The organism is Micromonospora sp. NPDC005203, from assembly GCF_042872705.1.
Taxonomy (GTDB): domain Bacteria; phylum Actinomycetota; class Actinomycetes; order Mycobacteriales; family Micromonosporaceae; genus Micromonospora.
This window is the reverse complement of sequence record NZ_JBIAKV010000008.1, coordinates 278,548-301,490: the sequence shown is the minus strand read 5'-3', so window position 1 is coordinate 301,490 and position 22,943 is coordinate 278,548. Positions and strand designations below refer to the sequence as shown.

General features: G+C 70.8%; 25 protein-coding genes. 12 read left to right on the top strand and 13 right to left on the bottom strand.

What is annotated here, in order from left to right; genetic code table 11:
• Positions 1-91: 91 nt before the first annotated feature.
• Genes rfbD through ACFYPM_RS20135 form a run of 4 tightly spaced genes read left to right on the top strand, consistent with a single transcriptional unit; the run spans position 92 to position 3,348 of the window.
• Complete coding sequence (gene rfbD, locus ACFYPM_RS20150) at positions 92-979, top strand: dTDP-4-dehydrorhamnose reductase (protein ID WP_387198880.1); 888 nt, start codon at positions 92-94, stop codon at positions 977-979.
• The gene (locus tag ACFYPM_RS20145) at positions 976-1,347 is read left to right on the top strand and encodes a DUF2304 domain-containing protein (protein ID WP_387198877.1); all 372 of its coding nucleotides are present in this window, start codon (positions 976-978) and stop codon (positions 1,345-1,347) included. Before rfbD ends, ACFYPM_RS20145 begins: the two co-directional genes overlap by 4 nt.
• A complete protein-coding gene (locus tag ACFYPM_RS20140) occupies positions 1,340-2,041 on the top strand; it encodes a glycosyltransferase family 2 protein (protein ID WP_387198874.1) in 702 nt (233 codons plus the stop codon). The genes ACFYPM_RS20145 and ACFYPM_RS20140 overlap by 8 nt, the downstream gene beginning before the upstream one ends.
• The gene (locus ACFYPM_RS20135; protein ID WP_387198871.1) at positions 2,038-3,348 is read left to right on the top strand and encodes a polysaccharide biosynthesis protein; all 1,311 of its coding nucleotides are present in this window, start codon (positions 2,038-2,040) and stop codon (positions 3,346-3,348) included. The genes ACFYPM_RS20140 and ACFYPM_RS20135 overlap by 4 nt, the downstream gene beginning before the upstream one ends.
• 130 nt (positions 3,349-3,478) lie before the next feature.
• Here ACFYPM_RS20135 and prcA read toward each other — a convergent pair whose 3' ends face one another.
• The 6 genes from prcA to arc form a co-directional block, all read right to left on the bottom strand.
• Positions 3,479-4,309 (bottom strand): proteasome subunit alpha, encoded by an 831-nt coding sequence (prcA, locus tag ACFYPM_RS20130; RefSeq protein ID WP_387198869.1) that lies wholly within the window; start codon positions 4,307-4,309, stop codon positions 3,479-3,481.
• 61 nt (positions 4,310-4,370) lie between these two features.
• A complete protein-coding gene (gene prcB / locus ACFYPM_RS20125) occupies positions 4,371-5,210 on the bottom strand; it encodes a proteasome subunit beta (RefSeq protein WP_387198866.1) in 840 nt (279 codons plus the stop codon).
• Positions 5,129-5,650, bottom strand: coding sequence for an endonuclease VII domain-containing protein (locus tag ACFYPM_RS20120; RefSeq protein WP_387198863.1), 522 nt, complete (start codon positions 5,648-5,650; stop codon positions 5,129-5,131). The genes prcB and ACFYPM_RS20120 overlap by 82 nt, the downstream gene beginning before the upstream one ends.
• A gap of 186 nt (positions 5,651-5,836) precedes the next feature.
• Positions 5,837-6,052 (bottom strand): ubiquitin-like protein Pup, encoded by a 216-nt coding sequence (locus tag ACFYPM_RS20115; protein ID WP_030332902.1) that lies wholly within the window; start codon positions 6,050-6,052, stop codon positions 5,837-5,839.
• A gap of 104 nt (positions 6,053-6,156) precedes the next feature.
• The gene (gene dop / locus ACFYPM_RS20110) at positions 6,157-7,674 is read right to left on the bottom strand and encodes a depupylase/deamidase Dop (protein WP_357375010.1); all 1,518 of its coding nucleotides are present in this window, start codon (positions 7,672-7,674) and stop codon (positions 6,157-6,159) included.
• A 307-nt stretch (positions 7,675-7,981) separates the two neighbouring features.
• Positions 7,982-9,766: a proteasome ATPase gene (arc, locus tag ACFYPM_RS20105; RefSeq protein WP_357254251.1), complete on the bottom strand. Its 1,785-nt coding sequence runs from the start codon at positions 9,764-9,766 to the stop codon at positions 7,982-7,984.
• A gap of 178 nt (positions 9,767-9,944) precedes the next feature.
• Here arc and ACFYPM_RS20100 point away from each other — a divergent pair, with 178 nt between their 5' ends.
• Positions 9,945-10,238: a ferredoxin gene (locus ACFYPM_RS20100; protein WP_387198859.1), complete on the top strand. Its 294-nt coding sequence runs from the start codon at positions 9,945-9,947 to the stop codon at positions 10,236-10,238.
• A gap of 48 nt (positions 10,239-10,286) precedes the next feature.
• Here ACFYPM_RS20100 and ACFYPM_RS20095 read toward each other — a convergent pair whose 3' ends face one another.
• Genes ACFYPM_RS20095 through ACFYPM_RS20085 form a run of 3 tightly spaced genes read right to left on the bottom strand, consistent with a single transcriptional unit; the run spans position 10,287 to position 13,055 of the window.
• Positions 10,287-10,859, bottom strand: coding sequence for a hypothetical protein (locus ACFYPM_RS20095; protein WP_387198856.1), 573 nt, complete (start codon positions 10,857-10,859; stop codon positions 10,287-10,289).
• A gap of 46 nt (positions 10,860-10,905) precedes the next feature.
• Positions 10,906-11,904 (bottom strand): tRNA (adenine-N1)-methyltransferase, encoded by a 999-nt coding sequence (locus ACFYPM_RS20090; RefSeq protein ID WP_387198853.1) that lies wholly within the window; start codon positions 11,902-11,904, stop codon positions 10,906-10,908.
• On the bottom strand, positions 11,901-13,055 hold the full coding sequence (locus tag ACFYPM_RS20085; protein ID WP_387198850.1) for a M50 family metallopeptidase: 1,155 nt from the start codon (positions 13,053-13,055) through the stop codon (positions 11,901-11,903). The genes ACFYPM_RS20090 and ACFYPM_RS20085 overlap by 4 nt, the downstream gene beginning before the upstream one ends.
• Before the next feature lie 77 nt (positions 13,056-13,132).
• Here ACFYPM_RS20085 and ACFYPM_RS20080 point away from each other — a divergent pair, with 77 nt between their 5' ends.
• The 5 genes from ACFYPM_RS20080 (at position 13,133) to ACFYPM_RS20060 (ending at position 19,154) form a co-directional block, all read left to right on the top strand.
• Positions 13,133-14,047, top strand: coding sequence for a RecB family exonuclease (locus ACFYPM_RS20080; protein WP_387198847.1), 915 nt, complete (start codon positions 13,133-13,135; stop codon positions 14,045-14,047).
• 207 nt (positions 14,048-14,254) lie between these two features.
• Positions 14,255-14,941 carry a response regulator transcription factor gene (locus ACFYPM_RS20075; RefSeq protein ID WP_357254245.1) on the top strand — a complete coding sequence of 229 codons (687 nt, stop codon included), beginning with the start codon at positions 14,255-14,257 and terminating at the stop codon, positions 14,939-14,941.
• A gap of 356 nt (positions 14,942-15,297) precedes the next feature.
• On the top strand, positions 15,298-16,062 hold the full coding sequence (locus ACFYPM_RS20070) for an ABC transporter ATP-binding protein (RefSeq protein ID WP_357375003.1): 765 nt from the start codon (positions 15,298-15,300) through the stop codon (positions 16,060-16,062).
• Entirely contained in the window at positions 16,062-18,617 is a 2,556-nt protein-coding gene (locus ACFYPM_RS20065; protein WP_387198842.1) for an ABC transporter permease, read from the top strand. Before ACFYPM_RS20070 ends, ACFYPM_RS20065 begins: the two co-directional genes overlap by 1 nt.
• A gap of 159 nt (positions 18,618-18,776) precedes the next feature.
• The gene (locus tag ACFYPM_RS20060) at positions 18,777-19,154 is read left to right on the top strand and encodes a carboxymuconolactone decarboxylase family protein (RefSeq protein ID WP_387198839.1); all 378 of its coding nucleotides are present in this window, start codon (positions 18,777-18,779) and stop codon (positions 19,152-19,154) included.
• Positions 19,155-19,168: 14 nt separating this feature from the next.
• Here ACFYPM_RS20060 and ACFYPM_RS20055 read toward each other — a convergent pair whose 3' ends face one another.
• Together ACFYPM_RS20055 and ACFYPM_RS20050 are read right to left on the bottom strand one after the other, a co-directional pair.
• Positions 19,169-19,825, bottom strand: coding sequence for an HAD family hydrolase (locus tag ACFYPM_RS20055; RefSeq protein ID WP_387198907.1), 657 nt, complete (start codon positions 19,823-19,825; stop codon positions 19,169-19,171).
• Positions 19,826-19,945: 120 nt separating this feature from the next.
• Positions 19,946-20,689, bottom strand: coding sequence for a neutral zinc metallopeptidase (locus ACFYPM_RS20050; RefSeq protein WP_387198836.1), 744 nt, complete (start codon positions 20,687-20,689; stop codon positions 19,946-19,948).
• 160 nt (positions 20,690-20,849) lie between these two features.
• Between ACFYPM_RS20050 and ACFYPM_RS20045 the strand changes: the two genes are divergently transcribed.
• Positions 20,850-21,212: a hypothetical protein gene (locus ACFYPM_RS20045; protein ID WP_387198833.1), complete on the top strand. Its 363-nt coding sequence runs from the start codon at positions 20,850-20,852 to the stop codon at positions 21,210-21,212.
• A gap of 4 nt (positions 21,213-21,216) precedes the next feature.
• On the opposite strand, the gene ACFYPM_RS20040 is transcribed toward ACFYPM_RS20045, so the two are convergent.
• Positions 21,217-21,429, bottom strand: a complete 213-nt coding sequence (locus ACFYPM_RS20040) for a hypothetical protein (protein WP_387198830.1) — start codon at positions 21,427-21,429, stop codon at positions 21,217-21,219.
• A 143-nt stretch (positions 21,430-21,572) separates the two neighbouring features.
• Between ACFYPM_RS20040 and ACFYPM_RS20035 the strand changes: the two genes are divergently transcribed.
• A complete protein-coding gene (locus ACFYPM_RS20035) occupies positions 21,573-21,752 on the top strand; it encodes a hypothetical protein (protein WP_387198827.1) in 180 nt (59 codons plus the stop codon).
• A 3-nt stretch (positions 21,753-21,755) separates the two neighbouring features.
• Here the strand turns inward: ACFYPM_RS20035 and ACFYPM_RS20030 are convergent, their stop codons facing one another.
• Positions 21,756-22,856 (bottom strand): calcium:proton antiporter, encoded by a 1,101-nt coding sequence (locus ACFYPM_RS20030; protein WP_387198824.1) that lies wholly within the window; start codon positions 22,854-22,856, stop codon positions 21,756-21,758.
• Positions 22,857-22,943: the final 87 nt, after the last annotated feature.

Below are 22,943 nucleotides of genomic sequence, written 5' to 3'. Positions count from 1 at the left end.
GCATCACCCTCGATGCCGGCCTCGCCGACACCGTCACCTGGTACCGCGACAACCGCACCTGGTGGGAACCCCTCAAGACCACACCCACCGCATGACCCGCCTACTCGTCACCGGCGCCGGCGGGATGCTCGGCCGGGACCTGGTCACCGTGCTGCACACCCGGCCCGACCTCAAGGTGACCGCCGCCAGCCGGGCCGACCTGGACATCACCGATCCCGCCGCCGTCCGCGAGGCGGTCGCCGAGCACGACATCGTGATCAACACAGCGGCGTGGACCAACGTTGACGGCGCCGAGACCAACGAGGCGGCAGCCACCGCCGTCAACGGCAACGGCGTGGAGAGTCTCGCGTCGGCGTGTGCCGCCAGCGGCGCGCGGCTGATCCAGGTTTCCACCGACTACGTCTTCTCCGGTGACGCGAACACCCCCTACCCGGAGGACGCCCCCACCGCACCGGTCAACGCGTACGGCCGAGGCAAGTTGGTCGGCGAGCAGGCCGTCGCCCGGCTGCTGCCCGACAACGGGTACGTGGTCCGCACCGCCTGGCTGTACGGCGCGCACGGGCCGAACTTCGTGGCCACCATGCTCCGGCTCGCCGCCCAGCGGGAACAGATCACCGTGGTCGACGACCAGCACGGCCAGCCCACCTGGTCCTACCCGCTCGCCGAGCGGCTCGTCGCACTCGCCGACGCCGCCCTGGAGGGCCGGGCCGCTCCCGGCGTCTACCACAGCACCTGCGCCGGCCAGACGACCAAGTACGGGCTGGCCCGCGCCACGTTCACGCTGGCCGGTCTGGATCCCGACCGGATCCGACCCACCACCAGTGACCGGTATCCTCTTCCTGCCCCCCGTCCGGCGTACAGTGTGCTAGCACACAGCCGCTGGGCGGCCGCAGGTCTGCCGTCGCTCCCCGACTGGCATGCCACTCTCGTCGACGCATTCGACTCCCCCGCTCCGCCCGCTCCGTGGAAGGTCGCATGAAGCTCACCCTCGTCACCGGGTTGACCGGCCTGATATTGCTCGCCACCATCGTCGAGCTGCTGCGCCGCCGGCAGCTTCGCGAAAAGTACGGCATGCTCTGGCTCGGCGTCCTGGTGATCGTCATCCCCCTGTCGCTCTTCCCCCGCCTGCTGGACAACGTCGCCGAACTGCTCGGCGTCGCCTCCGGCGTGAGCCTCGTGCTCTTCCTCGGCATCGTCTTCCTGCTGCTGGTCTGCGTGCACCTCAGCTGGGAGGTCAGCCACCTGGAAGAAGAGACCCGCACCCTGGCCGAAGACTTCGCCCTGCTCCGTACCGAGATCGACGCGGAGCGCGCGGCCCGAAACGAACTGGTGTCCACCGATGGTTAACGGCAAGCGGGTCCTGATCATCATCCCGGCGCTCAACGAGTCCGGCTCGATCGCCGAGGTGGTCGGCGAGGTCCGCGGCGAGCTGCCCGGCGTCGACGTGATCGTCATCGACGACGGCTCCACCGACCGCACCGCCGCGGTCGCCGCCGCCGCCGGCGCCCTCGTGGCCAAGCTGCCGTACAACCTCGGCGTCGGCGGCGCCATGCGGGTCGGCTACCGGTACGCGCGCGACCACGACTACGACGTCGCCATCCAGATCGACGCGGACGGCCAGCACGACCCCCGGTACGTGCCGAAGCTCGTCGACCTGCTCGACGAGACCGACCTGGTGATCGGCGCCCGGTTCGCCGGCGAGGGTGACTACAACGTCCGCGGCCCCCGCCGCTGGGCCATGGTCATGCTCTCCGGTGTGCTGTCCCGCGTCGCCCGCACCAAGCTCACCGACACCACCTCCGGGTTCCGGGCCGCCAACCGTCGGGTGATCGAAATGTTCGCCACCTGGTACCCGGTGGAGTACCTGGGCGACACCGTGGAGACGCTGGTGCACACCGCCCGACGCGGCTACACCATCCGCCAGGTGCCGGTGGCCATGCGCAAGCGGATGGCGGGCACCCCCAGCCACTCCCCCGCCAAGGCCATGATCTACCTCGGCCGCGCCTTCGCCGTCCTCACGTTGGCGCTCATTCGCCGGTGATCCGCCGGCTCCTGAGTCTGGTCCCACCGGGCACCGTCGCCGTCGGCGCCGGCCTCGCCCTGCTGGGACTCGCCTCCTACGTTCACCTGGCAGTCGCCGGGCACAGTCTCACCGAGGCGGACTACAACTCCCTCTCCGTGCTCTGGACGATCGTCTTCACCCTCGGCATCGGCCTGTTCATGCCGGTCGAGCAGGAGGTCGCCCGACTCGTCGCCGCCCGGCACAGCCAGGGCCTCCCCCCCGGGCCGGTACTGGCCCGGGGGGCGGCCCTGGCCGCCGGCCTGCTCGCCGCCGTGGTCGCGCTGATCGTCGTCTTCCGGGAGACGCTCGCCGACCGGCTCTTCGCCGGCGACGGCACCATGGTCACCGTCCTGATCGGCGCGCTGGCCGGACTCGCCGTCGCGCACACCACCCGCGGCATCCTCTCCGGCCTGCAACTGTTCCCCTGGTACGGCACCCAACTCGGCATCGACGGCGGTCTGCGGATCGCGCTGGTCACCGTCCTCGGCCTGAACGGCGTCACCGACCCCGTCTGGTACGGCGCGGTGCTGGTCATCGCGCCCGTCGCCGGCGCCATCCTCACCGCACCACCGGTCCTGCGCGCCGTCGGCGGCGGCGTTCCCGTAGCCTGGGCGAGCCTGGTGCGCGGCCTCGGCCTCCTCATCGCCTCCAGCCTGCTCGCCCAGGTCGTGGTCAACATCGGCGTGATCAACGTCAAGGTGCTGGACCCATCCGACGAGGCGACCGCCGGCGCGCTGCTCTCCGCGCTGGTGCTGGTCCGGATCCCGCTGTTCGTCTTCGCCTCGTTGCAGGCATCGCTGCTGCCCGGCCTCTCCACCTCGGCCAGCACCGGCGACCTCACCGGCTTCCACAGCCTGCTACGCCGCGCCCTGGGCATCGTCAGCGCCCTCGGCCTCACCGGCGCCGTCCTCGCCGTGCTTGTCGGCCCACAACTGGTGCAGACCCTCTTCGACGCGCCCGGAGTCCTCGGCCACGCCGACTTCGCCTGGCTCGCCGTCGCCACCCTCGCCTACCTGTGGGCGATGGTCCTCGGCCAGGCACTCCTGGCCCTCGACCGGCACCGGGCGCAGGCCCTCGCCTGGGCCATCGGGGTGGCCGCACTCGTCGTCGCGACGCTCGCCCCGGTCTCCACCGCGCTGCGAGTCGAGCTCGGCTACGCCATCGGCTCCGTCGTGGTCGCCGCCGTCATGGCCGTGCTGCTGCGCACCCACGCCGCCCGCCCGGCAGCACCCACCCCAGCCCCGGCCTTCGAGGCTGCCGCGCCGGGAGTGACCGCAGGATCCTGACCAGGGCCACACCCCCGCGCGTCGCGGCCACACCGGCCCGCGACGCTCCGGCCGCCCGCCGCCGCAGATGCTGGACGTGCGGCGGCGGGCGGCCCGAACACCGGACCGCCCGCCGCCGTACCAACAGGTGTTACTTGCCGTCCGCCGGCTTGTCCTCCAGGTCAGCGGATGCCGCCGACGTCGTCGGCTTGTGCGACTCGGTGGTGGGCTGCGCCGGAGTGTCCGGGCCGCCCGCCTCCGCCGGCTGCTCCGCGGCGGACACATCGCCGTCCAGCAACGCGGTCAGCGCCGCACCGGTGATCCGGCGGAACGAACGCCCCACCCGGTGACGGTCCAACACCGCCACCTCCAACTGGTTGGCGGCGATCGTCCGGGCCGCGCCGCCCTCACCACCAACCGTGCTCAACGCCTGCACCGCCACCCGGGCCGCCTCGCCGAGGGACATGTCCGCACGGTGCTGGGACTTCAGCACACCGGTGATCGCCTCAGCCTGGCCGCCCATGGCCATCCGGCCCGGCTCGTCGTTGACCGAACCGTCGTACGTCAGCCGGTACAACTCGTCGTCGTCCGCGGTCGCCCCGACCTCCGCCACGCAGATCTCCACCTCGAACGGCTTCGACTGCTCGGTGAAGATCGCACCGAGCGTCTGCGCGAACGCGTTGGCCAGAGCCCGCCCGGTGACATCCCGCCGGTCGTAGCTGAGCCCGTTCAGGTCGGCCATCCGTACACCGGCCCGGCGCAGATTCTCGAACTCGTTGTACCGACCGACCGCGGCGAACCCGATCCGGTCGTAGATCTCGCTGACCTTGTGCAGGGCGCTGGAGAGGTTCTCCGCGACGAAGAGCACCCCGCCGGAATAGCTGAGGACCACCGCGCTGCGACCCCGAGCGATGCCCTTGCGGGCCAACTCGGAGCGGTCGCGCATGATCTGTTCGGGCGAGGCGTAGAACTGCATGGCCACGGCGGCGGTTCTCCTTACGGCGCGGTGCTGACGACTGCTGACTGGTGGGGGTGGACGGGGCTCACCCGCCCGGGTTCTCCATCCGAGCGGCGACCACGCCCTCGGCGATCGCCGCCGTCTCGGCGTCGGTCAACCGGCGGGTGCCCTCGGCGGTAGCGGTCATCACCACCGGATAGATCCGACGGGTCAGATCCGGTCCGCCGGTCGCGGTGTCGTCGTCCGCCGCGTCGTAGAGCGCCTCGACCGCGAGGCGGGTGGCGTCGTCGACCGACACACCGGCCCGGAAGCGCTTCTTCAGCGCCGACTTCGCAAAGAGCGAGCCGGAGCCGATCGCGTCGTACCCGGTCTCCTCGTACGGACCGCCGGTCACGTCGAAGCTGAAGATCCGACCGGCCCGCGCCGGGTCGGCGGCGGCCAGGTCGAACCCGGCGAACAGCGGGACCACGGCCAGGCCCTGCATGGCCGCACCCAGGTTGCCGCGGATCATCGACGCCAACCGGTTGGCCTTGCCGTCGAGCGAGAGCATCGCGCCCTCGATCTTCTCGTAGTGCTCCAGTTCCACCTGGAACAGTCGCATCAGCTCGATCCCGATGCCCGCCGTGCCCGCGATCCCCACCAGGGAGTACGCGTCGGCGGGGTGCACCTTCTCGATGTCACGCTGGGCGATCAGGTTGCCCATGGTGGCCCGCCGGTCGCCGGCCATCACGACGCCACCGGCGGCCGAGATCGCCACGATGGTGGTCGCGTGCGGCGCCAGGTCCGCTGCCATGCCCGGCGGCAACGGCCGCCGGCCGGGCAGCATCTCGGGGGCCACCCGACTCAGGAACGTCGTGAAGGAGGACGTCCCCGCGTTGGTGAACACATCTGGTAGACGCCCGGATGGATCAAAGCCCGCTGCCACGTGGTTCCTCTCAGGTACGTGATCGCCCTGGCCAGCCTCATGGGACTGTCACGGAACTGGCCAAGACCACCGTTGCAGTTGAAGCAGAGTATCCCGCGCACCCACCCGGTGCGATGATCGTGGTCCAGATGTTGCGGGTCCGCGCCGCCACAGATCGCACAGACCCCACCCTGCTCGACCAGGAGCTCCTGGAACTCCTTCTCACCGACGCCGTACCGCCGCCGCAGGTGGTACTCGCGGTTACCCCCGTAGAGCCGCTCTTTGGTCGCTCTCGTCCTGGTGTTGTGGCAGGGCTTGCAGTAGGTGGCATATCCGGAGGTGTCCGCCCGGTTACGGGGAAAGGCATCGAACGGTTTGACCGCATCGCAGGTCGGACAGTACTTGTGACCCTCGGGCACGACGCGACCTGCGCGCACCTCGCGGTCGAACTTCGCCTTCACTCGACGCGCGTAACTTGCCTTGGACCGCTCGTTGAAGCAGGGCTTGCAGTAACTTCCCCGCCCATCCAGCCTCTTGGAGTTCGCACAGAACTGATCGAGCGCCTTCCATTCGCTGCAATCTCGGCAGCGACGAAGTCCGTCCCGATCATCACTCGTTCTAGGCATGTCCGAATTAACCCTATATGCTCACTGACCTCCTTTCTGTACGTATCCCCGCACGAATTCTTCTGCGTTTTCTTCGAGGACGGAGTCGATCTCGTCGAGGAGGTCGTCGACGTCCTCGGTGATCTCGGCGTGCCGCTCGGCCACCTCGGGGTTGGCCTCGGTGGTGACGTCCTCGATTTCCTCGCCCTGACGGGACTTGCCGGACTGCGACTGGCCGCCGCTGTCATGAGTGGCCATTGCTGTCTCCTCCACGATCGTCTGCGATGAACTTACCTCGCGCGGGCGACGAAAAGCCCGCCGCGCGCCGGCTTGCGGCACGCGGCGGGCATAAGGACGTGCGTTCAGCCGCCGGTCAACGTCTCCAGCAGATCCTTCGCGCTGGCGCAGCGGTCGAACAGCGCCCCGACGTGCGCGCGCGTGCCGCGCTCCGGCTCCATCATCGGCACCCGGACGAGCGATTCCCGGCCCACGTCGAAGATCACCGAGTCCCAGCTCGCGGCGACCACCTCGGACGCGTACTGGGCCAGGCAGCGGCCCCGGAAGTAGGCCCGGGTGTCCTCCGGCGGCTCGGTCATCGCGGTGCGCGTCTCGTCGTCGGTGAGCAGCGTCTTCATCGCCTTTCGGGTGACCAGGCGGTGGTAGAGGCCCTTCTCCGGCCGGACGTCGGAATACTGCAGATCGACCAGTTGCAGCTTGTGCGAGCCCCAGCCGAGCTTCTCCCGCTCCCGGTAACCCTCGAGCAGCCGCAGTTTGGCCACCCAGTCCAACTCGTCGGCGCAGAGCATCGGGTCCCGGCCGAGCCGGTCCAGCACGCTCTCCCAGCGGTCGAGCACATCGACGGTCTGCTCGTCGGCGTCGGTGCCGTAGCGGTCGTCGACAAAGGACCGGGCGCGTTCCAGGTACGCCCATTGCAGGTCGAGTGCGGTGAGCCGGCGACCGTCGCGCAGTCGCATGAGGTGCGCCAGGCCGGGATCGTGGCTGACCGCGCGCAGCTCGCTGACCGGGTCGGCGATGCCGAGGTCGGCGCCGAGCGCCTTCTCCTCGATCATGTTGAGGATCAGGGCGGTGGTGCCGACCTTGAGGTAGGTGGAGATCTCGGAGAGGTTGGCGTCGCCGATGATCACGTGCAGCCGGCGGTACTTGTCGGCGTCGGCGTGCGGCTCGTCGCGGGTGTTGATGATGGGCCGCTTGAGGGTGGTCTCCAGGCCCACCTCGACCTCGAAGAAGTCGGCGCGCTGGGAGATCTGGAAGCCGCTCTGCCCGCCGTCCTGACCGATGCCGACCCGACCCGCGCCGCAGACGATCTGGCGGGTGACGAAGAACGGCGTCAGGTACGCCACGATGTCGGCGAACGGGGTCTGCCGGCGCATCAGGTAGTTCTCGTGGGCGCCGTAGCTGGCGCCCTTGTTGTCGGTGTTGTTCTTGTAGAGGTGGATCGGCTGGCTGCCCGGGATGGTGGCGGCTCGGCGGGACGCCTCGGCCATCACCCGCTCGCCGGCCTTGTCCCAGCGCACGATGTCGCGGGGGGTGGTGACCTCCGGGGTGGAGTATTCGGGGTGGGCGTGGTCGACGTAGAGACGGGCACCGTTGGTGAGTATCACGTTGGCGAGGCCGAGGTCCTCGTCCGCGAGGGCCTCGGCGGGATCGTAGGCGGCCCCGGAGTAGGTGAATCCGCGGGCGTCGCGCAGCGGCGACTCTTCCTCGTAGTCCCAGCGGGCTCGACCACCCCGGTTGAGCTCGGGGCGTGCCCCGTAGGCGTTGACCACCTGTGATGAGGTGACCATCGGGTTGGCTCCGGCCTGTCCGGGCACGGAGATGCCGTACTCGACTTCGGTGCCCATGATCCGACGTACCGTCATGCGACCACTCGCTTCGCTCGCCCCTGGAGCCGGCGTACCCGCCGCTCACACCATCGAGACTAGTCTGCGCGGTGGCGTACCGCGCGGCCCTGCCGGTCGGCGCGGCGCGGCTGCCGTGCCGTGGCGGGTCGTGGTGGCACCCTGCTCCGCCGGCGCGGCGCGCCCGTTGAGCGCGTGAATGTCGTCGATGGCCCGCGAAGCGCGCGGGTCGGCCGCGACGGGCCGCCGTGGGCGGGGTGCGGATGCGCGGGCTGGTGGGACGCACGCAGCGGCGGCACCGGACGAGGTCCGGTGCCGCCGCTGGCGGTCAGAGGTACTGGCCGGTGTTGCTGGCGGTCTCGATGGACCGGCCGGCCTCGGCGCCCTTGCCACCGGAGACGAGCGTGCGGATGTAGACGATCCGCTCGCCCTTCTTGCCGGAGATGCGCGCCCAGTCGTCGGGGTTTGTGGTGTTGGGGAGGTCTTCGTTCTCGCGGAACTCGTCGACGCAGGCGTCGAGCAGGTGCTGCAGGCGCAGCCCCTTGCGACCGGAGGTGAGGAACTCCTTGATGGCCATCTTCTTGCTCCGGTCGACGATGTTCTGGATCATCGCGCCGGAGTTGAAGTCCTTGAAGTAGAGGACTTCCTTGTCACCGTTGGCGTAGGTGACTTCGAGGAAGCGGTTCTCCTCGGTTTCGGAGTACATCCGCAGCACCACGGCGTCGATCATCGCCGCGACGGTGGCCTGGGGGTCGGTGCCGTGTTCGGCCAGGTCGTCCGGGTGCAGGGGCAGCCCGGCGAGGATGTACTTGGAGAAGATGTCCTTGGCCGCTTCGGCGTCCGGTCGCTCGATCTTGATTTTCACGTCGAGCCGACCGGGGCGCAGGATCGCCGGGTCGATCATGTCTTCCCGGTTGGAGGCGCCGATGACGATGACGTTCTCCAGCCCCTCCACGCCGTCGATCTCGCTGAGCAACTGCGGGACGATGGTGTTCTCCACATCGGAGGAGACACCGGAGCCACGGGTCCGGAAGATCGAGTCCATCTCGTCGAAGAACACGATCACCGGGGTGCCCTCGCCGGCCTTCTCCCGTGCCCGCTGGAAGATCAGCCGGATGTGCCGCTCGGTCTCGCCGACGTACTTGTTGAGCAGCTCGGGGCCCTTGATGTTGAGGAAGAAGCTGGTGTGCTTTTCCTTGCCCTGCCGTTCGGCGATCTTCTTGGCCAGCGAGTTGGCCACCGCCTTGGCGATGAGCGTCTTGCCACAGCCGGGCGGGCCGTAGAGCAGGATGCCCTTGGGCGGGCGGAGCTGGTGCTCACGGAACAGGTCCGCGTGCAGGAAGGGCAGCTCCACGGCGTCGCGGATCTGCTCGATCTGCGACTGGAGGCCACCGATGTCGCCGTAGTCGACGTCGGGCACCTCCTCCAGGACCAGCTCCTCGACCTCGCTCTTCGGGATCCGCTCGTACGCGTACGCCGAGCGGGGCTCGATCATGAGCGAGTCGCCGGCTCGGATCGCGGAGCCGATGAGGGTCTCGGCGAGGTGCACGATGCGCTCCTCGTCGGAGTGCGAGACCACCAGCGCCCGGTCACCCGGCCCACCGTTTGGTCCCTCCAGGATCTCCTTGAGCATCACGACCTCGCCGACCCGCTCATAGCCGAACGCGTCGACGATGTTGAGCGCGTCGTTGAGCAGGACCTCCTGGCCACGGCGCAGGTCACCCACGTCCAGCGAGGGTGAGACCGCGACCCGAAGTTTGCGACCGCCGGTGAAGACGTCCACCGAGCCGTCGTCGTGCTTGGCCAGGAAGACGCCATAGCCACTCGGCGGTTGCGCGAGCCGGTCGATCTCCTCCTTGAGCGTCACGATCTGCGTGCGAGCCTCCTTGAGGGTGCTCACCAGCCGGTCGTTGTTCTCGGTCAGCCGCGCCAACTGTGCCTGGGTGGCCGCCAGCCGCTCTTCGAGCTGCCGGACGTGTCGGGGGCTTTCGGTCAACTTGCGCCGCACCAGAGCGAGTTCCTCCTGGAGGAACGCGACCTGCGTGGAGAGATCGTGGGCTTCCTTCTCCCACCGTGCGGCGCGCGAGTCCGCGTCGTCGCTGCGTGCTGCCACGTCCCACCTCCCCGGGGGGCTTGAACGTTCTGCCCTAACACTAGCCGCTATGAGGCCGATTCGGTCCCACGCAACACCCTCGTCACCGAACCTTGATCGCCAAGGGTGGCCTGACGGGCGGTTACCGGCGTTCGGGTACCGTCGGAGTGTCAGACGGGAGAACATGGGGGGTGCACCGGTGACCGAGGTCGCGACCGATCAACTGCAGGTCTGGGTCGACCAGGATCTGTGCACGGGCGATGGGCTCTGTGTGCAGTACGCGCCGGAGGTCTTCGAGTTCGACATCGACGGTCTGGCGTACGTCAAGGGCGCCGACGGTGAGCTGCTGGCGGCGCCGGGCAGCCGCGTCGACGTGCCCGAGCACCTGCGGCTCGAGGTGATTGACTCCGCCAAGGAATGCCCGGGCGACTGCATCCACGTGGTGCGCGGCGACGGTGTCGAGGTCGCCGGTCCGGACGCCGAGGAAGTCTGAGTCACCCACCGGCCGGGCCGCGCGGCCCGGACCCGGGAGGGATACGCCTCAGAGCATCGGACGGCCGACCACCGAGGCGACCAACCGCGCGAACTCCTCCAGCCGGGCGATCTGCCCGGCCCCACCGTCGTCGAGGGTCTTGCCGAAGCGCAGCGCGTCGTGCCGTGGCGTGCCCACCATCTCCTCGCTCGGTGGGGCCTCGTCCAGTGAGGTGAGCAGCAGGTAGACGTCGATGCTGTCGACCCGGATCTCGCCGCTGTCGGTACGGTTGAGTCGCCGCCGGCAGCCGACCTCGGTGACGGTGGAGACCGGTACGACCCGCAACGACGAGGTCATCGAGCCCGCCGGGCCCTCCTCCGGCGGCACGTCCTCGCCGTGCCAGAGGATCAGCCGGCTGCCGTCGCAGACAACGACCTCCTGCCACACGCCGTTGACCTCGTTGACGAAGCGTTCCAGGGTGAAGCCGAGCACGGACGCGCCGCGCAGCACGCCGCCGAGCGCCTCCAGGGCGACGTCCGGGTCGCGCAGGTAGGCCCGCGCCGCCGACTCCAGATCCTGGTAGGGCGACCAGTCGGGGAAGACCGCGGGGAGGTCACCGCCGCCGTAGCCCGGTCGGCTCATGCCGGCGCCTCCCCCTGCTCGGCGGCGCCTCCGGCCAGCTCGATGGTCACGGCCTGTCCATCTCCCCCGTACCGTTGGGCTGCGCATCCGCCACCTGGGCAGCGGCCTGTCGGGCCGCCTCGGCCGCGCGCAGGTCCTGGCGGCGCTGCGCGTACGCCTCGGTGCCCTTGCTGGGCTTGCGGCGGCGCGGCGGCGCGGTGACCCCGGGGGCCAGCTTGCGCGCGGACACCAGGAACGCGGTGTGCGCGATCATCCGGTGGTCCGGCCGGACGGCGAGGCCCTCGGCGTGCCAGTCGCGTACCAGGGACTCCCAGGCGCGCGGCTCGGTCCAGCCGCCGCGCTCGCGCAGCGCCTCCACCAGCTCGGACAGCTGCGGCGTGGTGGCGACGTAGCCGATGAACACCCCGCCGGGGACCAGCGCCCGCTCGACCATGTCGAGAGTTTCCCAGGGGGTCAGCATGTCCAGGATGATCCGGTCGAAGCCGGTCTCCTGGCACTGCGCGACGTCACCTACGTGCAGGTGCCACGACGGGTGCGGCCCGTTGAAGAACGCCTCGACGTTGCGCTTGGCGATCTGGGCGAAGTCGTCGCGCAGCTCGAACGAGTGCAGCTCGCCCTCGGTGCCGACGGCCCGCAGCAGGGAGCAGCTCAGCGCACCGGAGCCGGCGCCGGCCTCGAGAACCTTGGCGCCGGGGAAGATGTCACCCATCGCGACGATCTGCGCCGAGTCCTTCGGGTAGATCACCTGGGCGCCGCGCGGCATGGACAGCACATAGTCCGACAGGAGGGGCCGCAGCGCGAGGAACGCGGTGCCGCCACCGGCGGTGCTGACCACGCTGCCGTCGGGGAGCCCGATCAGCGTGTCGTGCGCCAGGATGCCGCGGTGGGTGTGGAACTCCTTGCCGGGCTCCAGCGTCACGGTGTGCATCCGCCCCTTGGGGTCGGTCAGCTGAACCCGGTCGCCGGGCCGGAACGGCCCACGGTGCACGGGTGTCAGCGCCGGGGTGGTGGGGTCGGCTCCGACGGTGGAGGGAGTTGCGGTCACGGTGTCATCTTCCGGTTGGGTTCGAGGAGCTGTGCAAGGTCCGCGATGTGCAGAATGCCGACGACATCTTCGCCTGACGTCACCACGTACTGCGCGCCCGGGTGGGTCTGTACGGCCTCCATCACCCGCTCGCCGTCCCAGCCGACCGACAGCGCGGGAAGCGTGCCCAGCGCGCGGGCGACGGCGTCCACCGCCAGCCATGGTCGGCGATCGACGGGCACCGCGTCGGCGGCGGCCGGGTCGACGAGCGCCACCGGCCGTCCGGTGGAGTCGGTGACCAGCAGGGCCGCGGCCGGCTGCCCGCCTTCGGCGCGTCGGCGCTGGGCTTCGGCCAGGGGCGTACCGGTGGTCACCGGCCAGACCGGGCGGGCCAGCCGGGAAAGGTCGATCAGCGGGAACCGGCGGCTGACCCGGGCGGCCCGAACGGCCTGCCCGGCGCCCCGCCAGAGGGTGACGGCGACCAGCAGCATCAGCGGCAGCGCCAGCGGCGACAGGACGTCGGCCACGGTCAGCAGCCCGACCAGGACGGCGGTGCCGACCGCGACGATCCGGCCGGCCCAGCCGGCGACCTCGGTGCCGAGGTGCCGGTCGCGGGTCAGCCCCCAGACGGCGGCGCGCAGCGCCCGGCCGCCGTCGAGCGGCAGCCCGGGCAGACTGTTGAACACCGCGACGATGACGTTGCTGACCGCGAGTTGGAAGGCGAGTTGGTGCGCCACCGTGCGCTCGGGCAGGGCGAGGGTGGCCGCGACCGCGAGGACTCCGAGCACCGCGGAGACCGCCGGTCCGGCCAGTGAGACCAGCAGGTCGACACGGGGGGACGGGGCGTCCCGGTCCATCTCGGTGTAGCCGCCGAGCAGTTCCAGGGTGATTCCGCGCACACCGATGCCGTACCGACGGGCGGTGAGGGCGTGGCCCAACTCGTGCAGCAGCACCGAGCCGAGCAGCGACACCACGAACCCGAAGCCGATCAGGTAGCCGCTGATCTGCGGCAGGTCGAGCTGTCGGCGGGCGAACTCGGCGTACAGCACGGCGATGAGCACCGCGAACAGGACCATGGAGCCGTTGAGGTGCAGCGGCACCCCGAACACCCGGCCGACGTTCAGGCCGAGACGCCGGTCGGGTCGGCGCGGCGGCGGGGATGTCTGCTCCATCGCAACGATGCTACGGACCGTCGCCGGGCGGGGCGGGCGGCGGTCGGTGTCACACCGGTGCCCTAACCTTTGCCGACATGACGGCGGAATCGGTCACCACCCCCCAGCCCTCCCCCGCGGCGCAGGCGCCGCCGACGGTGCGGGCCTCGCTGTCGCCGTCGCGGGCGGCGGATTTCAAGACCTGCCCGCTGCTCTACCGGTTCCGCAGCATCGACCGGCTGCCCGAGCGCACCACGATCGAGCAGGCCCGGGGCACGTTGGTGCACGCGGTGCTGGAGCGCCTGTTCGACCTGCCGGCGACCGGCCGCACGCCGGCGGCGGCCGGCGACCTGGTGGCCCCCCAGTGGGACCGGCTGGTCACCGAGCAGCCGGAGCTGGCCGCAATCTTCGACGGCGCGGAGCCGGCCGGTCCGGTGGAGTTCCTGCGCTCGGCCGCCGGGCTGCTGGAGGGCTACTTCGCGGTGGAGGACCCGACGCGGCTGGAGCCCGCCGAGCGGGAGAGCCTGATCTCGGCGGTGGTCGACGACGAGTTGCTGATCCGGGGCTACCTCGACCGGCTCGACGTCGCTCCGGACGGCGCGCTGCGGGTCGTCGACTACAAGACCGGGGGCGCGCCCCGGGAGGCGTTCGAGGCGCGGGCGCTGTTCCAGCTGAAGTTCTACGCCCTGGTGTTGTGGCGCACCCGGGGGGTGGTGCCCCGGGTGCTGCGGTTGCTCTACCTGCGCGACGCCGAGGTGTTGGACTACACGCCGGACGCCGACGAGCTGGTCCGCTTCGAGCGCACGGTGGTGGCGCTGTGGCGCGCGATCGAGCAGGCCACCGCCCGGCAGGATTTCCGGCCCCGGCCCAGCAAGCTGTGCGACTGGTGCAGTCACCAGGCGCTGTGCCCGAGCTTCGGCGGCACCCCGCCGCCGTTCCCGGTGGCGGCGGCGACCGCTGATCCGCTGCGCGACGCCCGGTCCGCGCCGGTGGTGCCCGGCGCCGACGAGTGACGACCTTTGGCGGGCCGCTCGGGCGCGCCGCGGTGCGTCCGGCCGGTCGCTGACCGCCCCCGCCACGGGCACCGCGGAGCCTGACCGAAGCGGTGCCGCGTCGGTCACGACACCGCGGCGGGGGGCCTCTACCGTGGTCCGCGACGCACGTCCGCCGTACGCGAGGATGAGCGGTGCGGGCACGACGTCGGCGGAACGGGAGACGAGATGACGGATCGGGTGGCCTCGGCGCGGCCGGTGCGGATCCTGCTCGCCGACGACCAACCGCTGCTACGTACCGGCTTCCGGATGGTGCTGGGGGCCGAGAGTGACCTGAATGTGGTGGCCGAGGCCGGCGACGGTGTGGAGGCGGTGGAGCTGTCCCGCCGGCTGCTGCCCGACGTCGTGCTGATGGACATCCGGATGCCCCGGATGGACGGGGTGGCGGCGACCCGGGCCATCGTCGACTCCCGGCTGCCGGTGCGGGTGCTGGTGCTCACCACGTTCGACCTGGACGAGTACGTGGTGGGGGCGCTGCGCGCGGGCGCCAGCGGCTTCCTGGCCAAGGACGTGCCCGCCGAAGAGCTGATCGCGGCGATCCGTACGGTGGCCGGCGGGGACGCGGTGGTCTCGCCGCGGATCCTGCGGCGGCTGCTGGAGCGCTTCGCCGACCTGCTGCCCGATCCGGCGGCGACGCCCGCGCCGGTGCTCAACGCGCTCACCGACCGGGAACGCGAGGTGCTGGTGCAGGTGGCTCGGGGGTTGTCCAACGCCGAGATCGCGGCGGTGCTGTCGGTCAGCGAGACCACGGTGAAGACCCACGTCGGGCGCCTGCTGACGAAGCTGCGACTACGCGATCGGGTGCAGGCCGTGGTGCTGGCGTACGAGTCGGGTCTGATCCGCCCCGGGGCGTAGCCGACGTCCGGCGGCTACCCCACTCGGCGTACTCGGAAATCCCTCCGTGGGGGGACGGCCCCGTTGCCGTGCTCACCTACCGTGACCGGAGACGGCTCGGCGCGGTTGACCCTCCTGTGGCGTAAGGGGGCAGTCTCGGGTTCGGCGCTGTGCACCGGTCGCGGGAAACGGGTCGACCGGTCGTCGGGTCAGGGGCAACCCTGATCCGACATCGGGGGCCACCCGCAGCGGGAAATCCGCGCCGGGTCCCCCCAGGGGCGGACGGAACGGGCGTGAGCAGCGCCGATGATGGAACAGTCACGCCGGACCATCGGGGGGCGGCGTGAGCAGACGGACAGACGGAAGAGGTAGATGACGTGACCGCGACGGTAGGCCAAGCGCAGGCCGCGGCCCGGGCGAACGACGTGTGGAAGGTGTACGGCAGCGGCGAGGCTCAGGTCATCGCGCTGCGGGGGGTCAGCGCCGAGTTCGAACGTGGCCGGTTCACCGCGATCATGGGGCCGTCGGGTTCGGGCAAGTCGACGCTGATGCACTGCCTGGCCGGGCTGGACTCGGTGACCCGGGGGACGGTGGCGATCGGTGAGACGACCGTCACCGGGCTGGGCGACGCGGGGCTGACGAAGCTGCGCCGCGACAAGGTGGGCTTCATCTTCCAGCAGTTCAACCTGCTGCCCACGCTGACCGCCAAGGAGAACATCCTGCTGCCGTTGTCGATCGCCGGGCGCAAGCCGGACCCGGCCTGGTACGACACGGTGATCACCACGGTTGGTCTGAAGGACCGGCTGGACCACCGGCCGGCGCAGCTCTCCGGCGGGCAGCAGCAGCGGGTGGCGTGCGCGCGTGCCCTGGTCTCCCGCCCCGAGGTGATCTTCGCGGACGAGCCGACCGGCAACCTGGACTCGCGCTCCGGCGCGGAGGTGCTCAACTTCCTGCGTAGCTCGGTCCGCGAGCACGGCCAGACGATCGTGATGGTCACCCACGACCCGACCGCCGCCGCGTACGCCGACCGGGTGGTCTTCCTCGCCGACGGGCAGATCGTCTCGGAGTTGATCGAGCCGACCGCCGAGACGGTGCTGGACACCATGAAGAAGCTGGACACTCCGGCCGAGGTGGGCAACTGATGTTCCGGGCGACACTGAAGAGTCTGCTGGCCCGCAAGGTCCGGCTGATCCTGTCCGGTCTGGCGGTGGTGCTCGGGGTGATGTTCGTCTCCGGTGCCTTCGTGTTGACCGACACGCTGGGGCGTTCGTTCGACTCCGTCTTCGCCGACGGCTTCTCCGAGATCGACGTGAACGTCGCGGCGAAACCGAAGGTGGAGCTCAGCGAGATGGAGGGCGAGCAGACCTCGGCCCCGCTGCCCGCCGCCGTGGTGGAACGGGTCAAGCAGGTGCCAGGGGTGGCCTCGGCGACCGGCATCGTCAACGCCGACGGCGCCCGCGTGGTCGGCAGCAACGGCAAGGTGATCACCTCGTTCGGTCCGCCCCAGTTGGGCGAGAACTGGATCGGCGAGAGCGACCTGATGCAGTTGCGGGAGGGGCGCGCGCCGCAGGCCGAGGACGAGGTCGTGCTCAACAAGGCGCTGGCCACGGCGGCGAAGGTGCGCGTCGGCCAGAAGGTCGGCGTGCTCACCGCGTTCGAGTCGAAGAAACGGGACTTCACGCTGGTCGGCATCATGGGCTACAGCGGTGACCGGGACTCGATCGGCGGGGTCAACGAGGTCTTCTTCACCACGCCGGTGGCGCAGCGGCTCATGCTCGGCGAGCCGGACACGTTCAGCAGCGTCACCGTCCGCACCGCCGGTGGGGTCTCCGACGAGACGCTGCGCGACGATGTGGCCCGCGCGCTGGGGCCGGACTTCGAGGTGAAGACCGGTGAGCAGGTGGCCGCGGACGCGTCGGCCGGTCTGAAGGAGGGCTTGTCCTTCTTCAACAAGATCCTGCTCGGCTTCGCCGCGGTGGCGTTGCTGGTCGGCACGTTCCTGATCCTCAACACCTTCTCGATCATCGTCGCGCAGCGCACCCGGGAGTTGGCGTTGATGCGCGCCATCGGGGCCAGCGGTCGGCAGATCATCGGCTCGGTGGTGTTGGAGGCCATCGCGGTGGGGCTGATCGCCTCGGTGCTCGGTCTCGCCGCCGGCATCGGGGTGGGGGCGCTGCTGGCGTTCCTGTTCGGCAAGCTGGCCGGTGGGCTCACCCTGGCCGGGATCGGCGTGCCGGCGGCCGCGGTGATCGGCTCGTTCGCGGTGGGTCTGGTCATCACCGTGGTGGCTGCGCTGCTGCCGGCGCTGCGGGCGGCGCGGATCCCGCCGATCGCGGCCATGCAGGACGTGGCCACCCCGGACCGGCCGCTGACCAAGATCACCGTGACCGGCTCGGTGGTCACCGGGATCGGCGCGGTGCTGCTGTTCCTCGGGCTCAGCGGCAACGCCCGGGGCAGCACGTTGCCCACCATCCTGGGTGGGGTGCTGTTCGCCTTCATCGGGGTGGCGCTGCTGACCCCGCTGATCAGCCGGCCGGTGGTGAACCTGCTCGGCGCGATCTTCTCCTGGTCGGTGCCGGGCAAGCTGGGCCGACTCAACTCCGGGCGCAACCCGCGCCGCACCGCGATCACCGCCGCGGCGCTGATGGTCGGCATCGCGCTGGTCACCGGCGTCACGGTGATCCTCGACTCGGCCAAGGGCAGCATCAGCGCGCTCGCCCAGGACACCATCAAGGCCGAGCTGGTGATCTCCGGTCAGCAGGGCGGTCCGCGTCCGCCGAGCTTCGACCCGGCGGTGCTGGACAAGGCCAAGGCCCTGCCCGGCGTGCAGCTGGTCGACGGCGAGTACGGCGACATGGCGAAGCTCGACGGCGAGAGCACCTGGGTCGCGGCGAGCAGTGACATCGCGTCGCTGCGGCAGATCTTCGGGGCGAAGGCCACGGCCGGTGACATCGACCGGCTCGGGCCGACCCAGATGCTGGCCAGCTCGGACACGGCCACCTCGCGTGGCTGGTCGGTCGGTTCCACGGTCAAGGTGCAGTTGACCCGGGGTGAGGCGCGGACGTACACCGTCAGCGGCATCTACGAGTCGTCCCAGCTGACCAACCCGGTGACGTTGCCGGTGCAGGCCGCGAAGGACTTCACCATCCCGCAGCCCAGCCAGGGCTTCATCCAGCTCGCCCCCGGCGCCCGGGTCGCCGACGTGCAGCCCCAGGTGGAGACGCTGCTGGCGGACAGCCCCGAGGTGTCGGTGGCCGACCGGGACGCGTTCATCAAGCAGCAGACCGGTCAGCTCGACGGGCTGCTCACGATGATCCAGATCCTGCTGGCCCTGGCCATCGTGATCGCCGTGCTCGGCATCATCAACACCCTGGCGCTGTCGGTGCTGGAGCGGACCCGGGAGTTGGGTCTGCTGCGGGCGATCGGTCTACGCCGGGGCCAGACGATGGGCATGATCACCGTTGAGGCGGTGGTGATCTCCGTGTTCGGCGCGCTGCTGGGCGTGGCGGTCGGCACCGGTCTCGGCGCAGCCGTGGTCGAGGCGCTCAAGGACGAGGGCATCACCGACCTGATCCTGCCCTGGGGGCAGATGGGTGTCTTCCTCGGTCTCGCCGCGATCATCGGTGTGGTGGCCGCGGTGCTACCCGCCATCCGGGCGGCGCGAATCAACGTCCTGGGCGCGATCGCCCACGACTGATCGGCACCACAGTTGCCCCCGGTCGCCCAGTGCGATCGGGGGCAACCGCCGTTCCGGCTGACCGATCCGCCCTCTGCCCCAGCGAACAACCCCTAGGTTGGTGGTGCCGGCAGGGCGCCGGCCCGCCGACGGCTGCGGCGGTGGGCCAGGACCGGTGACATGACAGATCAGGACGCGTACCAGCGGGCACTCGACAACGCCGAGCGCCTCCTCGGTCAGCCACTGGTGCTGCCGCTCGGCGAGGGCGAACCGCCGGCCGGGGACGACTTCCGTCGTCTCGCCACCGTGCAGACCTTCGGCGAGGCATGGCCCCGGGAGGGCCTGGACCTGCGCAGCCGCTGCCTCATTTCGGTGGCGATCGCCGCCACCCTCGGCACCCACGAGCCGCTGCGCGGGCAGCTGCGCATCGCGTTGAACTCGGGCGTGACCAAGGAGGAGATCGTCGAGTTGTTCATCCACCTGGCCGCGTACGCGGGGGCCGCGAGGGCGTTCGACAGCTACCAGGTGGTCGGGGCGGTCTTCGCCGAACGCCGGTGACCCGGGCCGAACCGTCAGCCGGTCGCGGCGGCCCGGTCGGCCAGCAACGCCGCGAGCAGCCCCAGGTCCACGCCGGTCAGGCTCTCCACCTGGTGTACGCCGGCAGTGCGCCCAAGTGGCACCTCCGCCGGTACGGCCAGCACCGCCGCACCGGACGCGAGCGCGCTGGCCACCCCGGTCGGCGAGTCCTCGATCGCCACGCAACGCTCGATCGGCACACCGAGCTGCCGGGCGGCGGTCAGGTAGGGCTCGGGGTGCGGTTTGGCCGCCACCACCTCGTCGCCGGCGACCACGGTGTCGAAGTTGTCCCGGCCCAGGGTGTCCAGGGCGATCTCGACGAGCGCTCGGGGGCTGGAGGTGACCAACGCGGTGGGGATCCCCGCCGCCCGGACCGCGCGCAGCAACTCGAAGGCGCCCGGCCGCCAGGGCAGTCCGGTGCGGAACAACTCCAGGATCCGGGCGTTGATCCACGCCGCGCTGATCTCCGGATCCCGTTCGGGTTGCCCCAGGTCGTCGTGCAGGATGCGCATCGACTCGGCCATGGCAGTGCCGATGATCGACCGGCGGGCGTCCTCGGACAGCTCCCCGCCGTACTCCCGGGCGAGTTCCTGCAGTGCGACGTCCCACAGCTTCTCGCTGTCGACGAGCGTGCCGTCCATGTCGAAGAGCACGGCGGCAAGGTGGTGGCTGCTCAGCGGATCCTCCAGGGTCGTGGCCGACACCGGCGATCCTGCCAGGCCGGCACCCCGCTGGTGACCGCGATGGGCGCCGGCGTGATCCGGGCAACCCGCTCAACCCAGGTCGCAGGCCTCCAGCGAACGCTCGTAGCCGCGGAAGAACGAGTCGGTGCGCTGCTCGGCGGTGCCGTGCGAGCCCTCCGCGAACCACGGCTGGTCCGGGTCGTCGCCCACGGCCGCCAGCCCCTCACGGAACTCGTCGAGGTCACCGTCGGCCAGGGTCAGGACCTTGGCGCGCACCGAGTCGCCGAGGTACGCGCCGGCCATGCAGTCGGCCTGCAACTCCTGCTGGATGGTGAAGCTGTAGTTGATGCCGAGGCGCACCTGGATGCCGTGGGCGTACTCGTGGCCGAGCAGGTAGAACACGAACGCGTCACCGACCTGACGGAATGCCGCCACCGACCAGGCGATGTCGTACGCGATGAAGTCGCCCCGCGAGCAGTAGACGGCGTTGTTGCGCGGCAGCGGCTCGCCCCCGCAGGTCACCTCGCCCGCCCGCTGGTACGGGGTGATCCGTCGGATCGGTTGGAACCGCTGCCCGGACTCCTTGAACTGGGCCGCCCAGTACCGTTCGGCGATCGTCTGCGCGTCGGCGACGTCCTGCTCGAATTCGGCGACGCTTGTGGTGCCGTCGGCCCGGGTGGTGTTCGGCGCCGGGGATTCCTGCGAACGGGCCGGCGCGGGGCGCTCGCCCTCCGGCTCGGCCAGCCCGCCCCCGGCGCAGGCGAGCGACAGCAGGGCGGCGATCAGCAGTGCCGCCACCGGGCCCCGGGCGTCGCGTCCGGACCGTGTGCCCACTGTGCCTCCCCAGACATCCGTGCTCGCGCTGCGCAGTACCCCGACGATACGACCGCCACGCCCACGCTCCGGATTCACGTGCGCCGGCTGCGGATGGTTCACGGTGCCGTACGACAGGATGAGAGTGGGCGGGTGTGGCCGTCCGGCGAGGAGGGCTGTGATGCACGAGCTGGGCAGCCGTCTTCGCCGTCAGCCGGCCCCGCCACCCGTCGTGTGGCGTTCGTTGCGCGACCCGTACGAGGTGGGTAGCCGGCCCTGGCTGGAGCTACGTGACGACGAGGCGCCGCCGGGGGTGCTAGCCGGCTACGCGCCCGTACTGCTGGTCTGGTCGTCGCTGTGGCCGCACCGGCCGCTGGACCGGATCCGTTTCGACCTGGCCGCCCACCCACCCGGCCCGGAGTGCGCGCTGCGGTGGACGCTCACCACCGACGGGGAGGTGCCGAGCGAGAGCACTCTCGGGTACCTGCGGTACCGGCTCAACTACCTGATCAATGAACGGCTCCGCCGTTCCTACGGTCAGTGAACCGTCAGGCGCCGGCCTCGCGGCCACGCTGCCAGGTGTCGCCCTGGTCGCCGTGTCGCTCGGCCTCGTAGCGCTGCTGCCGGCCGTGGGCATCCTGACCGGCCGCGCGAGCGTCGCTCCCGACCTCGCCCGTCCGTCGCCCCCGCCGAACCACAACCCCGAACGCGGCAACAGCCACCGCCGCGAAACCTCCAACCACGACCCACACCACCGCCATGCCCGGCAACCTATCCCACCCCGTCCCCCACCCCCACCCCTCCTCCCCCGCCCCCACCACCCCCGTTGATCACGGAGTTATTGCCCCGGTGTCGGCGTGTCGGCGCTATAACCTCATGATCAACGGAACGGAACGGGCGGGGGGTGGCCGAGGACCCCCGGCTGTCGGCCGCCCGCGCGCGCCTGTGGGAGCTGGTGGGTGAGCGGGTCGCGGCGCGGGAGGCGTACCGGATGGCGGCGGCGCGCTCGACGAACCTGGCGCAGCAGCGCTACCTGAACGCCCGCGCGGACCGCCTCACGGGCGACCCGCCGCCCGCCGGCTGATGGTCAGGGGCTCGCGGCCAGGAAGACGAAGGCGGCCATCAACACCAGGTGGACGCCACCCTGAAGCACGTTGGCCCGGCCTGGCACGACGGTCAGCACCGCGGTCACGGCGGTCAGCGCGAGCAGCGTGAGCTGGGTGCCGCCGAGGCCGAGCAGCAGCGGGCCGTCCAGCCAGATCGAGGCGATGGCGATGGCCGGGATGGTCAGGCCGATGCTGGCCATCGCGGAGCCGAGGGCGAGGTTCAGGCTGATCTGGACGCGGTCGCGGCGGGCGGCGCGGGCGGCGGCCAGGGTCTCCGGCAGCAGCACCAACAGGGCGATGATCACGCCGACGAACGCGTGCGGCAGGTTCGCCGCCGCGACACCGGCCTCGATGGTCGGGGAGACCGTCTTGGCGTCGCCGACCACCGCGACCAGCGCCACCAGCAGCAGGCCCAGGCTGACCAGCGCCGCGCGGGTCGTCGGCGGCCTGGCGTGCTCCTCGGCGTCGATCACCCGGCCCTGGCTGTCGACCGGCAGGAAGTAGTCGCGGTGCCGGCCGGTCTGCACGAGCACGAACAGCCCGTACAGGGCCAGCGACGCGACGGCGGCGAAGGTGAGTTGGGCCGGGCTGAACTCCGGGCCGGGCCGGGCCGTGGTGAAGGTCGGGATGACCAGACTCAGCGTGGCCAGGGTGATCACGGTGGCCAACGCACCGCCGGTGCCCTCCGGGTTGAACACGGCGACGCGCCGGCGCAGCGCCCCGAGCAGCAGGGACAGGCCGAGGATGCCGTTACAGGTGATCATGACGGCGGCGAAGACGGTGTCGCGGGCGAGCGACTGGGTCTTCTCCGGCCCGCTGATCATCAGCGTGACGATGAGAGCGACCTCGATCACGGTGACCGCGACGGCGAGCACAAGTGACCCGTACGGCTCCCCCACCCGGTGCGCGACCACCTCCGCGTGGTGCACGGCCGCGAGCACCGCACCGCCGAGCAGCACCGCGACCACCACGATGATGGGAGCCGGCAGGTCCCGCCCCCAGGTGACGAGCAGCACCAGCACGGCGAGCACGGGTACGGCGACGGTCCAGTCGGTCATCCGGGAGCGAAGCAGGGTGGCCATGCAGTACAGAGTGCCAGGCGACCTGATCATGTGCCCACCATCGACGCAGGCGGGTCACCAAACCCGTAACTCAAGGGTTACGCTTTC